The organism is Brevibacterium sanguinis (genome assembly GCF_039528855.1).
Lineage (GTDB): Bacteria > Actinomycetota > Actinomycetes > Actinomycetales > Brevibacteriaceae > Brevibacterium > Brevibacterium sanguinis.
On record NZ_BAAAMB010000016.1, the window covers coordinates 101,957 to 115,448 of the forward strand.

Annotated in this window: 11 protein-coding genes; 6 read left to right on the forward strand and 5 right to left on the reverse strand. The window is 69.0% G+C overall.

What is annotated here, in order from left to right; translation table 11 throughout:
* The first annotated feature begins 112 nt into the window (after window positions 1-112).
* From ABD154_RS16475 to ilvC, 3 genes are all read left to right on the forward strand, one after another.
* Complete coding sequence (locus ABD154_RS16475) at window positions 113-2,050, forward strand: acetolactate synthase large subunit (RefSeq protein WP_198499216.1); 1,938 nt, start codon at window positions 113-115, stop codon at window positions 2,048-2,050.
* Entirely contained in the window at window positions 2,047-2,559 is a 513-nt protein-coding gene (gene ilvN / locus ABD154_RS16480) for an acetolactate synthase small subunit (RefSeq protein WP_137826546.1), read from the forward strand. The genes ABD154_RS16475 and ilvN overlap by 4 nt, the downstream gene beginning before the upstream one ends.
* A gap of 122 nt (window positions 2,560-2,681) precedes the next feature.
* Window positions 2,682-3,713, forward strand: coding sequence for a ketol-acid reductoisomerase (gene ilvC, locus ABD154_RS16485; RefSeq protein ID WP_137826545.1), 1,032 nt, complete (start codon window positions 2,682-2,684; stop codon window positions 3,711-3,713).
* Window positions 3,714-3,779: 66 nt separating this feature from the next.
* Here ilvC and ABD154_RS16490 read toward each other — a convergent pair whose 3' ends face one another.
* The 4 genes from ABD154_RS16490 to ABD154_RS16505 all read right to left on the reverse strand — a co-directional run bounded on the left by ABD154_RS16490 (window position 3,780) and on the right by ABD154_RS16505 (window position 9,243).
* Window positions 3,780-5,501 carry an ATP-binding cassette domain-containing protein gene (locus ABD154_RS16490; RefSeq protein ID WP_198499215.1) on the reverse strand — a complete coding sequence of 574 codons (1,722 nt, stop codon included), beginning with the start codon at window positions 5,499-5,501 and terminating at the stop codon, window positions 3,780-3,782.
* A gap of 4 nt (window positions 5,502-5,505) precedes the next feature.
* Window positions 5,506-7,176, reverse strand: a complete 1,671-nt coding sequence (locus ABD154_RS16495) for an ABC transporter substrate-binding protein (RefSeq protein ID WP_344251675.1) — start codon at window positions 7,174-7,176, stop codon at window positions 5,506-5,508.
* Between the two features lie 67 nt (window positions 7,177-7,243).
* On the reverse strand, window positions 7,244-8,242 hold the full coding sequence (locus ABD154_RS16500) for an ABC transporter permease (protein WP_198499213.1): 999 nt from the start codon (window positions 8,240-8,242) through the stop codon (window positions 7,244-7,246).
* Complete coding sequence (locus tag ABD154_RS16505; protein ID WP_198499212.1) at window positions 8,239-9,243, reverse strand: ABC transporter permease; 1,005 nt, start codon at window positions 9,241-9,243, stop codon at window positions 8,239-8,241. The genes ABD154_RS16500 and ABD154_RS16505 overlap by 4 nt, the downstream gene beginning before the upstream one ends.
* 207 nt (window positions 9,244-9,450) lie before the next feature.
* On the opposite strand from ABD154_RS16505, the gene ABD154_RS16510 reads away from it, so the two are divergent.
* The 3 genes from ABD154_RS16510 to ABD154_RS16520 all read left to right on the forward strand — a co-directional run bounded on the left by ABD154_RS16510 (window position 9,451) and on the right by ABD154_RS16520 (window position 13,258).
* The gene (locus ABD154_RS16510; protein ID WP_198499211.1) at window positions 9,451-10,743 is read left to right on the forward strand and encodes a GNAT family N-acetyltransferase; all 1,293 of its coding nucleotides are present in this window, start codon (window positions 9,451-9,453) and stop codon (window positions 10,741-10,743) included.
* Window positions 10,744-10,881: 138 nt separating this feature from the next.
* Entirely contained in the window at window positions 10,882-12,474 is a 1,593-nt protein-coding gene (gene serA / locus ABD154_RS16515) for a phosphoglycerate dehydrogenase (protein WP_198499210.1), read from the forward strand.
* A 178-nt stretch (window positions 12,475-12,652) separates the two neighbouring features.
* A complete protein-coding gene (locus ABD154_RS16520) occupies window positions 12,653-13,258 on the forward strand; it encodes a DUF805 domain-containing protein (RefSeq protein ID WP_198499209.1) in 606 nt (201 codons plus the stop codon).
* A 14-nt stretch (window positions 13,259-13,272) separates the two neighbouring features.
* Here ABD154_RS16520 and ABD154_RS16525 read toward each other — a convergent pair.
* Window positions 13,273-13,492, reverse strand: a 220-nt coding sequence (locus ABD154_RS16525) for a nuclear transport factor 2-like protein (protein ID WP_486303278.1), incomplete at its 5' end; no start/stop codon positions are given.

Genomic DNA, 13,492 nt, shown 5'->3' on the forward strand with positions numbered 1-13,492 from the left:
CATCCGTAGCCTGTCAGTACGACACGTTCCGCGCGCCCCTACCGAAACCGGAGGGGCTTTTTTCATGCAGGGACGAAACGCGAGCGGGTCAACCCAGGAAGGATACGACACGATGGCAGCCACGCCCTCGGCTCAGAAGGCGGCCGCCGGGACTGCGCAGAGCGCACCCCCGGTGACCGCGACCCCGACCAGCATCCGGCGATCCTCGGCGCCGGAGGTCCTCACCGGCGCGCAGGCGATCGTCCGCAGCCTTGAGCGCCTCGGCGTCGACACCGTCTTCGGGCTTCCCGGCGGCACCATCCTTCCGACCTACGACCCGCTGCTCGAGACCGACAAGATCCGCCACATCCTCGTCCGCCACGAACAGGGCGCCGGCCACGCCGCCGAAGGGTACGCGGCGGCCTCGGGTCGCCTCGGCGTGTGCATCGCGACCTCGGGACCGGGGGCGACGAACCTCATCACCGCGCTCGCCGACGCCCACATGGACTCCGTGCCGCTGCTCGCCATCACCGGCCAGCAGAGCTCGAAGCTGCTCGGCACCGACGCCTTCCAGGAGGCCGACATCGTCGGGATGACGATGCCGGTGACGAAGCACAGCTTCCTCGTCACGAAGGCCGAGGACATCCCCTCCGCGATCCTCAACGCCGCGCACATCGCCACGACCGGTCGCCCCGGACCCGTCCTCGTCGACATCACGAAGGACGCGCAGACCGGTGAGGCCCCCTTCGTCTGGCCCGAGGAGCCGCAGCTGCCCGGCTACCGGCCCATCCTCAAACCCCACGCCAAGCAGATCCGCGAGGCCGCGCGGCTCATCGGCGAGGCGCAGCGTCCCGTGTTCTACATCGGCGGCGGCGTCATCCGCTCCGAGGCGGAGAAGGAGCTGCTCAAACTCGCCGAGGCGACGAACATCCCCGTCGTCACCACGCTCATGGCCCGCGGCGCCTTCCCCGACTCGCACCCGCTCCACCTCGGAATGCCGGGCATGCACGGCAGCGTGCCGGCCGTCGCGGCCTTCCAGAAGGCCGACCTGCTCATCGCCATCGGCGCCCGCTTCGATGACCGGGTGACCGGCAACCTCGATTCGTTCGCCCCCGACGCCCAGGTCATCCACGCCGACATCGACCCCGCCGAGATCGGGAAGAACCGCGCGGTCGAGGTCGCGATCGTCGGCGACGCCCGCGAAGTGCTCTCGGAGATCCTCACCGAGCTGCGCGGCAAGTTCCCCGAAGCCCTCGAGCGCCAGCGCGAGCCGTGGTGGCGGTTCCTCCGGCGCCTCAAGCAGACGTACCCGCGCGGGTACTCCTCCCACGGCGAGCTCTGCGATCCGCAGTACGTCATCTCCCGCATCTCCGCCCTCACCGGCCCCGAGGCGGTGTACGCGGCAGGCGTGGGCCAGCACCAGATGTGGGCGGCCCAGTTCGTCGACTTCGAACGCCCCCGCTCGTGGCTCAACTCCGGCGGCCTCGGCACGATGGGCTACTCCGTGCCCGCCGCGATGGGCGCGAAGGCCGCCGAACCCGACCGCGTCGTCTGGGCGATCGACGGGGACGGCTGCTTCCAGATGACGAACCAGGAGCTCGCGACCTGCGCGCTCAACGACATCCCCATCAAGGTCGCGATCATCAACAACTCCTCCCTCGGCATGGTGCGGCAGTGGCAGACGCTCTTCTACGACGGCCGCTACTCGAACACTGACCTCAACACCGGGCACGAGACGATTCGGATCCCCGACTTCGTCAAGCTCGCCGAGGCCTACGGCTGCTTCGCGCTGCGCGTCGACAGCAACGACGAGGTCGACGCGGCGATCGAGAAGGCTCTCGAGATCAACGACCGGCCCGTCGTCCTCGACTTCACCGTCCCGCCCGATGCCATGGTCTGGCCGATGGTCGCCGCCGGAGTCTCCAACGACGAGATCCAGTACGCCAACGGCATCCGCCCGGACTTCGAGGACGAGGGGGAGGAGCAGGCGGAAGCGGCGATCGCCGAGGCGGCCGCCGGTGAAGACGGAACCATGCGCTCCGTGGCGCAGATCGAAGGAGGCCTGGAATGAACAACCGGCACACGCTCTCAGTCCTCGTCGAGAACAAGCCCGGTGTGCTCGCGCGTCTCACCGGGCTCATCGCCCGCCGCGGCTTCAACATCCACAGCCTCGCCGTCGGCGTGACCGAACACGATGAGCTCTCGCGCATCACCGTCGTCGTCGACGTCCGCGACGTCGCCCTCGAACAGGTGACGAAGCAGCTGAACAAGCTCGTCAACGTCATCAAGATCGTCGAGCTCGAACCGGCGGCGTCGGTGCGCCGGGCCCACGTCATCTACAAGGTCAAGGCCAATGCGGCGACCAGGCCGCAGGTCGCTGCCGCCGTGGAGATGTTCCGCGCCTCGATCGTCGATGTCTCCACCGACTCGGTGAGCGTCGAGGCCACCGGTGAGCTCGACAAGGTCGAAGCCCTGCGCGAGGTCCTCGAGCCCTTCGGGATCAAGGAGATCGTCCAGTCCGGCGTCGTCGCCGTGGGACGCGGACCGAAGTCGATCACCGACCGCGCCCTGCGCAACTGACCTCGCTCTGAGGGTGGCCGACGTTCCACGCCGTGGAACACCGACCGTCTCAATGGGTGAGCAACTGTACCGAACTGTGAAACAATGGGGTGAGCACCCCGAAACTCTAAGGAGCAGCAACAATGGCAGCAGAACGCTTTTACGACGACGATGCCGACCTGTCCGTCATCCAGGGCAAGAAGGTCGCCATCATCGGCTACGGAAGTCAGGGCCACGCCCACGCACTGAGCCTGCGCGACTCCGGCGCGCAGGTCCGCGTCGGACTCAAGGAAGGCTCGTCGAGCCGGGACAAGGCCGCTGCCGAAGGGCTCGAAGTGGGCACCCCCGCCGAGGTGGCCGCCTGGGCCGATGTCATCACCATCGCCGCCCCCGACCAGGTGCAGGCGGAGATCTTCGAGAAGGAGATCAAGGACCAGCTCGCCCCGGGCAAGACGCTCGTCTTCATCCACGGCTTCAACATCCGCTTCGGCTACATCAAGGCCCCCGAGGGCGTCGACGTCGTCATGATCGCGCCCAAGGGCCCGGGCCACGTGGTCCGCCGCGAGTACGTCGACGGCCGCGGCGTGCCCGTGCTCGTCGCCGTCGAGGTCGACGCGACCGGACACGCCTGGGAGCTCGCCCTCTCCTACGCGAAGGCGATCGGCGGTCTGCGCGCCGGCGGCATCAAGACGACGTTCACCGAGGAGACCGAGACGGACCTCTTCGGCGAGCAGACCGTGCTCTGCGGCGGCGTCTCCCACCTCGTCCAGTACGGCTTCGAGGTCCTCACCGAGGCCGGCTACCAGCCGGAGATCGCGTACTTCGAGGTCCTCCACGAGCTCAAGCTCATCGTCGACCTCATGGTCGAGGGCGGCATCGCCAAGCAGCGCTGGTCGATCTCCGACACCGCCGAGTACGGCGACTACGTCTCCGGTCCCCGGGTCATCACGCCCGAGGTCAAGGAGAACATGGAGAGCGTCCTCGTCGACATCCAGAACGGCACCTTCGCCGAGCGCTTCATGACCGACCAGAAGAACGGCGGCGAGGAGTTCAAGTCGCTGCGCGCCAAGGAGGAGAAGCACCCGATCGAGGCCACCGGCCGGGAGCTGCGGAAGATGTTCGCCTGGCTCAAGGACACCGACGACGACTACACCGAGGGCACTGCCGCTCGCTGAGAGTGACGAGTGCGAGAAGGCGCCGCCGGAGGGATTCCGGCGGCGCCTTCGTCGTCGTGGCGGGTTCTACGCGGCGAGGCGGGCGGCGCGCCTGGCCGCCTGGATGCGCGGATCGGGCACGGGCGCGGATTCGATGAGGCGGCGCGTGTAGGCCTCGCCCGGATCCGTGAGCACCTGAAGGCTCGGGCCCTGCTCGACGATGCGACCGTCCTTGAGGACGACGACGTGACTGGCGAGCTGTTCGACGACGGCGAGATCGTGGCTGATGAACAGGCACGCGAAGTCCAGCGACGCATGGAGCTCACCGAGGAGGGCGAGCACCCCGCGCTGCACGGAGACGTCGAGCGCCGAGGTCGGTTCGTCGGCGATGAGCAGCTTCGGGCGCAGCGCGAGGGCACGGGCGATCGCCACGCGCTGCCGCTGTCCGCCGGAGAGCTCGTGCGGGAAACGGGCGGCGAAGTCGGTCGGCAGCTGGACGTCGGCGAGCAGCGCATCGACCCGGGCGTCGATGTCACGGCCGCTGAGATCCGTGTGCACCCTCAGGGGTTCGGCGATCTGCGACCCGACCGAGCGTCGCGGATTGAGCGAGCCCCGCGGGTCCTGGAAGACGACGCCGACCTCGGCGCGCAGCCGGCGCTGGCGGCGGTTCGGGCGGGTGGACACGCGCTCACCGGCGACGAACGCCTCGCCCGAGGTCAGCGCCTGACCACCGGTGAGGACGTTCGCGATCGTCGACTTGCCCGACCCCGACTCCCCGACGAGACCGGTGATCTGACCCGCCGGGATGACGAGGCTGACGTCGTCGAGCGCGGTGACCTGGCGGCCGGACGAACGATGGACGACGGTGGCGTCGCGAAGTTCGGCGGCGGGAACGGTGCCGGCGGGAACGGCGTCCGCGGCGGGCTCGGGGTCGTCCGGGCGCGCGGCGGACGGTGTCTGCGCATCGACGACCGCGCTCAGCCTCGGCACGGCGGCGAGCAGCTGCTTCGTGTAGTCCGAGGCGGGACGGTCGAAGATGTCCTCGACGGACCCGGTCTCGACGATCCGCCCGTCCTTCATCACGGCCACCCGGTCGGCGATGTCGGCGACGACGCCCATGTCATGGGTGATGAGGAGCACGGCCTGACCGGCCTGGGCCTGGGCGACGAGGAGGTCGAGGATGCCCGTCTGCACGGTGACGTCGAGGGCCGTCGTCGGTTCGTCGGCGATGAGGACCTGCGGGGAGTTGATCGTCGCGAGCGCGATCATCGCCCGCTGCAGCTGACCGCCGGAGAGCTCATGCGGGTAGGCCTCGGCGACCGTCTCGGGATCGGGCAGGCCGACCGCGCTCAGCTGCGCGAGCACACGCTGCCCGATGTCCCCGCGCCCGGCCCCGCCCGCACCGTCGCTGCCGGCGTGGGCCCGGACCGCCTCGGCGATCTGATGGCCGACCCGGAACATCGGATTGAACGCGCTCATCGGCTCCTGGAAGACGACGCCGACCCGCTCGCCCCGGATCGGACGCAGCTCCGCGGAGTCGAGACCGACGAGCTCGATCGCCCCGGTCAGCCCCACCCCGCCTCCGGCCGGGCCGGCGGGATCCCAGAGCACCACGGATCCGGCCTGGCTCGCGCCGGGCACGAGGCCGAGCGGAGCGAGCGCGGTGACCGACTTGCCCGACCCCGATTCGCCGACGAGGGCGAGGATCGACCCGGGGACGAGGTCGAAGGACACGTCCCGGGTGACGGTGCGGGCACCGAAGGACACCGAGTAGTCGCGGTAGCTCAGGGCGGGGGTGGTCGCGCTCATCGGGTCAGCCCTTCAGCGAGGCCTTGAAGTACACGGGGTAGGCCGGGAACTCGCCGATGATGAAGTTCTCGACGTTCGAGCCGTGGAGGAACGAGTTCCGGTTGTACGTCAGCGGCACGATCGGCGCGTCCTCCATGATCCGCTTGTCGGCTTCGGCCCAGATCTTCTCGGCCGCGGCCGCATCGACAGTCCCGGTGGCCTGCTGGATGAGGTCGTCGACCTCGGGGTTCGAGTAGCGGGAGATGTTGTAGTTGCCGCCGCCGATCTGCGAGGAGTCGAAGAGCGGCTGGATGTTGCCGAACGGCGACGGGTAGTCCGGCTGCCATGAGGTCAGTGCGAGGTCGTAGTCGCCCTCGTCGTTCGTCGCATCGGCGGAGAAGGTGTTCGTGTCGACGGACCTGATCTCGACGGTGATGTCGACCCGGGCCAGTGCCTGCTGGATCGCCTCGGCCTGGGCGACGTCGGTGGCGGAGTTCTTCGTCAGCAGCGTCAGCGGGCCGAGGTCGGCACCGGACTCGGCGAGGAGGGACTTCGCCTTCTCGACGTCACCCTCGGGACCGGCAGGGTAGAGGTCGTAGTCGACGCGACCGGGAATGCCGGGGGTGATGAGCGTCGTCGCATAGTCACCGGAGATCTCACCGCCGCCGGCGATCCGGTACGTGTTCTTGTCGACGGCGTAGTTGATCGCCTGCCGCACCTTGAGGTCCGTGAGCCCTTCCCGCTCGGTGTTCATCGCGAGGTAGGACAGGGCGCCGGGCCCCGAGGTGACGAGCCTCGACTGCGCGTTCGGGTCGTTCTGGACCTGCGCGAGCTGCGAGGCGGGGACGAAGCTCGCGGAGAACCCGTTCTTCGCGTCCCCGGAGTCGGAGATGAGCGCCTGCGAGGTCACCGAGGCGTCCTGGCCGAGCTTGAACACGACCTGGTCGGGGCCGGCCGTGCGGACCGGATCGGTCTCCTCATTCCACTGGTCGTTGCGAGTGAGCACCGCCTCGGCGCCGGACTGGTTCGACTCGACCTTGTACGGACCCGAGGCGACGGGATCGAGGCCGTACGTGCCGGGGTCGTCGCTGCCCTCGGGCACGGGGGAGAAGGCGGGCATCGAGACGATCCACGGGAAGTCGCCGAACGTCGAGTTGAGGCGGAAGACGATCGTCTTCTCATCCGGTGTCTCGATCGAGGCGAGGTCGTCCCCGGTGAACGGGCCGGCGTAGTCGTCGCCGCCCTCGATGAGGCCCTTGTGGTAGCTCAGGCCGCCTGAGAGCTCGGTCGAGAACGACCGCTCGATGCCGTACTTGATGTCGGCGGTCGTGATCGGGTCGCCGTTCTCGAACTTCAGCCCGTCCTTGAGGGTGAACGTCCACGTCCTGCCGTCGTCGCTGACCGTGCCCGTGTCCGTGGCGAGGTCGGGCACGACCTCGCCCGGCTGGTCGGGCTGGATGTCCCACGTCGTGAGCCGGCGGTGGACGAGGGAGAGCGAGGTGATCGCGAGCCCCTGGCTCTTGCCGGGGTCGAAGTCGATGTCGGGGTCCTCGGAGAAGATGTTGAGGGTCCCGCCCTTCTGCGTCTCGCCGAGCGTGTTGCCCTGCGAGTCGTCGTTGAGTTCGGGATTCGCGTTGCACCCGGTGAGGACGAGCCCCAGGGCGAGGGTGGCGGCGAGGAGGCCGAAGCGCTTCATGATGGTCCTTTGCGTGAGATGAGCGGAGAGGGGGTGAGGAGGAGCCGTGGGCGGCGACAGTGCGGGATCATGCGCGTGCTCCGATCCGCGGGTCGAGGATCGAGTAGCTGAGGTCGGCGAGCAGGTTCGCGATGATGACGACGGCGGCGGCGAAGAGGGTGACGCCGACGATGACCTGGATGTCGAGGCTCGACACCGACTCGAGCAGCAGGGTGCCGACCCCGCCGAGGGCGAAGACCTTCTCCGTGATCACCGCTCCGCCCAGCAGGCCGCCGATGTCGATGGCGAACAGCGTCGTCAGCGGCACGACGAGGTTGCGCAGGCCGTGCTTGCCGACGACGACGGTCTCGCTCAGGCCCTTCGCGCGGGCCGTGCGGATGTAGTCCTGACTGAGCACGTCGAGCATCTGCCCGCGGGTGAGCCGCGCGTAGATCGCGCCGTTGGCGATCGCGAGCACGATCCACGGCAGGATGAGGTGGAAGGCCCACATTAGGGGGTTCTCCGTGAGCGGGACGTAGCCGCCGATCGGGAGGACGTTGAGGGTGAACCCGAAGAGGAGGACGCCGAGGAGGCCGAGCAGGTACGTCGGTGCGGAGATTCCCGTGATCGCCGCCCCCATGACCGCGGAGTCGGTGAACCGGCCGCGCCGGAGTGCGGCGATGAGTCCTGCCGCGATCCCGCCGATCGCCCAGAGCACCGCGGCACCGAGGGTGAGGGAGACGGTGATCGGCAGCCGCTGGAGGATGAGGTTCGTCACCGAGTCCCGCAGCCGGAACGAGTACCCGAAGCACGGGGCATTGCAGTGGATCGCCGCCGCTCCCTCGCCGAAGGTCCGCCCGCCGATGATGCCGGCGAGGAAGTCGAAGAGCTGCTTCCACCACGCCTGGTCGACGCCGAGGTAGGCCTCGACCTCGGCGAGGCGCTCGGGGGAGCAGGGTTTGCCGCACGAGAGCTGAGCGGGATTGGTCGGCATGAGGTAGAAGATCGCGAAGCACGCGGCGGCGATGATGATGAGGACGACGACGGCCCCGAGGATCCGGGACGCGGCGAACTTCACGCGGTTCACGGCTGGCCTCCTGCGCTCATCGGGTCGATCCTCGGGGTGTCGGGGCCGCGGTCAGGGGTGCGGTCGGCACTGCGCTCGGGGCCCTGTTCGGCGGTGGGGTCGAGGGCGTCGCGGAGTCCGTCGCCGAACATGTTGAACCCGAGCGTGACGAGGAAGAGCGCCATGCCGGGGAAGATGAGGTACATCGGGTCGACCTGGACCCAGGAGATCGCATCGGAGATCGACCGGCCCCACGACGGGGTGGGCGGGTTGACGCCGACGCCGAGGAAGGACAGGGCCGCCTCGGCGCCGATCTTGCCGGGAATCGACACGGTCGTGAAGACGATGATCGTCGCGGCGAGGTTCGGGAGGATCTCGCGGACGAGGATGCGCGCGCTGCTCGTGCCCTGCGCGGCGGCGGCGCGGACGAACCCGCGCTCCTTGAGCGAGAGCGTCTCGCTGCGGACGACGCGGGCGACCGGCGGCCAGCCGAAGAAGCCGATGACGAGGATGAGCAGGAGCGGGCGCGGGAAGCTTGCGGGCACGGTCGCCGAGAGCGCGATGGCGAAGATGAGGAACGGGAAGCCGAAGACGATGTCGGTGAACCGGGAGAGCAGCCGGTCGGCGAGGTGCCCGTAGAAGCCGGCGATGAGTCCGATCGCCACGCCGACGATGACGGAGACGAGCGTCGCGGCGAGTCCGATGAGCAGGGAGACCTGCGCGCCGTAGGAGACGATCGCGAAGAGATCGCGTCCGGTGCGGGGCTCGACGCCGAACCAGTGCTGAGCACTCATCCCGCCCAGCGGCCCGGCCGGGGCGGTGTCGGGGGCGAGCAGCTCGGGGTTGTAGGCGTAGGGGCTGTTGCCGGTCAGGGCCGCGAACACCGGGGCGAGGACGGCGAGGAGGACGAAGAACACGACGAGCCCGAGGCCGATCATCGCTGGTCGGGAGCGCTTCAGTCGCGCCCAGACGGTGTCTGTGCGGGGCGCGCGTCCCGGCCGCTCGGGCGGGGCTGCTGTCATCGTGGTCCTTCGATTCGTGGTCGGTCGGACGGTGGGCTCGGTCGCGTCCGGGATCGCCGAACTGCTCAACAATTATGCGCCTGATCGTCGTCTGAGCAAACTCATGAAGTTCCGTGACAGTAGCGCAGTTTCCTCCGTTCGTCACCAGGGGCCCCGGTGCTAGAGTCGCAGGCAGGGAACCCTGGCCGACTCGAGGAAGACGACACCGTGACGAACTACCGATTCGAGAGCTTCACTCCCGCCTTCGACGAGTCCACGGGGGAGCCGGATGCCAGGACGAAGGGCTACTTCGCGTCGACGAGCGTGGGGTTCCACGACTCCCGGTCGACCGATGCGGCGCTCAAGGCCCGTGTGCAGCGGGCGATCGACGACGATCGTCGTCTCACCGCGGTCTACGCCGATAACGAATACGACTATGCGCTCGACGCCGACATCCCCGTCGCGACCTTCGCGTGGTTCGAGAAGCTCGTCAACGTCGGTGCCGGGCGGCTCGTGCCTGCGCACCTCATCACGTGGGTGACCGTGCGGCCCACCCATCGCCGCCGGGGCCTGCTCCGGTCGATGATCACCACCGACCTCGCCGAGGCGAAGGCCGCCGGCTACCCGTTCGCGGCGCTGACCGCGACCGAGGGCGGGATCTACTCCCGCTACGGCTTCGGCGTGGCGACGTGGTCGCATGCGATCGAGGTCGACACCTCGCCGGGCTTCCAGATGATCCGCGAACCCGACCGGCGGGTGGAGATGTGTCTGCCGAGCGTGCTGCGCGAACTCGCGCCGAAGATCTACGGCGAGTTCATGAAGACCTCGCCGGGGGCGATGGAGCGGCAGCAGACCTACGTCGAACGGGCCACCGGCGCGCTCAACACCGAGACCGGAGAGGCCGATCGCGGAGTCCGCGCCGCCCTGCACTTCGGGGAGGACGGCGAACCCGACGGCTACGTCTCCTACAAGTTCGCGGGCTGGTCGACGACCCCGCCGACGATCGAGCTCATCGACTTCGTCGCCGTCACCGACGCCGCGTACGCCTCCCTGTGGTCCTTCCTCGCCGCGATTGACCTCTCGACGCGGGTGAAGTTCGGCGAATCCGCCGAGGACTCGCCGCTGCCGTGGCTGCTCACGGACTCCCGCCGCGTGAAGACGACGTCGACGGAGGACAACATCTGGATCCGGATCCTCGACGTCAGGGCCGCCCTCGAGGCCCGCGCATGGTTCGTGCCCGGCACTCTCGTCCTCGACATCGACGATCCGCAGGAGCTCACCGGGGGACGCTTCCGCGTCACCTCCGACGGGCAGAGCGCCGTCGTCGAACCGGTCTCGGAGGCGACGCCGGCCGACCTCAGCCTCGGCATCGCCGAACTCGGCTCCCTCTACTTCGGCGGGGCGGACCCGGTCATCCTCGTCCGCGCCGGTCGCATCGAGGAGAACGTGCCGGGAGCCGCCGTCCAGGCGAAGTCGATGTTCGGTCTCGAGCGGATGCCGTACTCGCCGAACGGATTCTGACGCTGAGGCGCCTCGAGGTGCTCCAGGTGTCCAGGGTGCTCGGGGCGCGGACGGTGTTCCCAGATCCTGAGACTTTGTGAAGGTATTCACGCAGTCTCATATGATGAGCCCGTCCCGGTTCCCTGAAGGAGTAACTCAGTGCCCAAGCCCATCGTGCTCATCGCCGAAAACCTGTCACCGGCCACCATCGACGCACTCGGAGGCGACTTCGAGATCCGTCACACCGACGGCGCTGACCGCTCCCGCCTGCTCACCGACATCGTCGACGCCGATGCGATTCTCGTCCGCTCGGCCACCCAGGTCGACGCCGAGGCGATCGCCGCGGCCGCGCACCTCAAGGTCATCGCCCGCGCCGGCGTCGGCCTCGACAATGTCGACGTCCCGGCCGCCACCTCGGCGGGTGTCATGGTCGTCAACGCCCCGACGTCGAACATCATCTCCGCCGCCGAGCTGACGATGGCCCACATCCTCGCCTCGGCCCGGTACTTCGGCGCCGGCAACACCTCGCTCAAGGCGGGGGAGTGGAAGCGCTCGAAGTTCACCGGCGTCGAACTCTACGAGAAGACGCTCGGCATCATCGGCCTCGGCCGCATCGGCGGTCTCGTCGCCGAACGCGCGAAGGCCTTCGGGATGCGCCTCGTCGGCTACGACCCCTACATCACGCAGGCGCGCGCCGCGCAGATGGGCGTCGAGGTCGTCGACCTGCCGGGGCTGCTCGCGGTCTCCGACTTCGTCACCGTCCACATGCCCAAGACGCCCGAGACGATCGGGATGATCAGCACCGAGCAGTTCGCGCTCGCGAAGCCGGGCGCCCGCTTCGTCAACGTCGCCCGCGGCGGCATCATCGATGAGGAGGCGCTCGCCGAGGCGGTCGCCGCGGGCACCGTGGGAGGCGCCGGCATCGACGTGTGGAACGTCGAACCGCCCGAGCCGTCCGCGCTCATGGACCTCGACGCCGTCAACGTCACGCCCCACCTCGGCGCGTCGACGGTCGAGGCCCAGGAGAAGGCCGGGGTCGCGGTCGCGAAGTCCGTGCGCAAGGCGCTCGCCGGTGAGCTCGTCCCCGACGCCGTCAACGTCGCAGGCGGGGCGATCCACGAGGACGTCCGTCCCGGGATCCCGCTCGCCGAGCGCCTCGGCCGGGTCGTCAACGCCCTCGCCGAATCCTCGGTCACGCACTTCAAGGTCGAGGTCAACGGCGAGATCGCCGACAAGGACGTCTCCGTCCTCAAGCTCTCGGCGCTCAAGGGCCTGTTCAAGGACGTCGTCTCCGACCAGGTCTCCTACGTCAACGCCCCGCTGCTTGCCGAGGAGCGGGGGATCGGGGTCGAGCTGACGACCGATCCGTACTGCGAATCGTTCCGCAACATCACCCGCCTGACCGCGACGACCGGGGACGGACAGCGGATCACCGTCGCCGGCACCGTGACGGGTCCGAAGCTCGTGCAGAAGCTCACCGAGGTCGACGGCTTCGATCTCGAGATCGAGCTCACCGACAACCTCCTCATCTTCCGCTACGAGGATCGTCCGGGCATCATCGGTCAGCTCGGGCTCGCGCTCGGCGCCAACGAGATCAACATCGCCGGCATGCAGGTCTCACCGTCGTCGGAGGACAACGAGGCGCTCTCGGTCATGGCCGTCGATTCGGCGGTGCCCGAGGAGGTCGTGCGGGCCGTCGCCGGCGCAGTCAACGCCTCGGCGTTCTCCGCGGTCTCGCTCGACGAGGACTGAGCGGACCCGACGCAGACCACACTCGGTGCCCCGTATCCGCGCAGGCGGGTGCGGGGCACCGCTATGATGGTCAGCGCACATCGAAACCCTCGGTGACTGCATCGACCATCGCCGGTCCCGCGCTGGTCGTCCTCGGGTGGCCTGCGTCGGGCCGGTTCCACTCCCATGAAGGAACCCGATGACCAACTCCCCCCAGTCCCCTCTGCCCGCTCCCGGGCAGGACACCCACCAGGCCCCGGTGGCCGGCACGGCCGCTGCCGGCAGCCTCGGCGATCTCGCGCTGCCGCTGCGCGGTGCCCGTCCGAAGCAGGCGGTCTCCCGCTTCCTCAAGAAGTACTCCGTGTTCTCCGGCCGTGCCTCCCGCAGCGAGTTCTGGTGGGTCTACCTGTTCGTCGCCATCGCCATGGCGATCCCGTATGCGCTCATCATCATCGGCATGTCGATCGGCCTCGCGTGGGCGGCCGCGAACCCCAAGATCACCGAGTTCGGGGTCGATCAGACCACCGGTGAGGCGATCACCCTCGAACAGTCCCCGGGCATCATGAACCACGCGCCGGCTGCGACACTCATCTGGCTCGGTCTCGCGCTCCTCGTCGTCGTCTTCCTCGCCGTCATCGTGCCGATGCTCGCGCTCATGGTCCGCCGTCTCCACGACGTCAACATGCCCGGAGCGCTCCTCTTCATCGCGCTCGTCCCGTTCGCCGGGCCGCTCATCGTCCTCGTCTTCATGCTGCTCGAGGCCAAGCCCGAAGGCGCGCGCTTCGACGCCGTCGGCGCGCACTGAGGCCGACTCGCCGGTCAGGGCGAGTCCGTGATCGGCGCGGCCGCAGCGTCCGGATTGCCCGCGGCGGCCACCTCGGCGAGCGCGCGCTGGAGGACCTGCAGGTCCTCGAGCGTCTCGACCGCGATGATCCGCCCCCACCGCAGGGTGAGGAACTGGAACATCGTGTTCTCGTAGCGGCCGCCGCCGGGCAGTGAGCCCGAGACGCGGGTGCGCACGGCGATCCGCGTGTGCCAC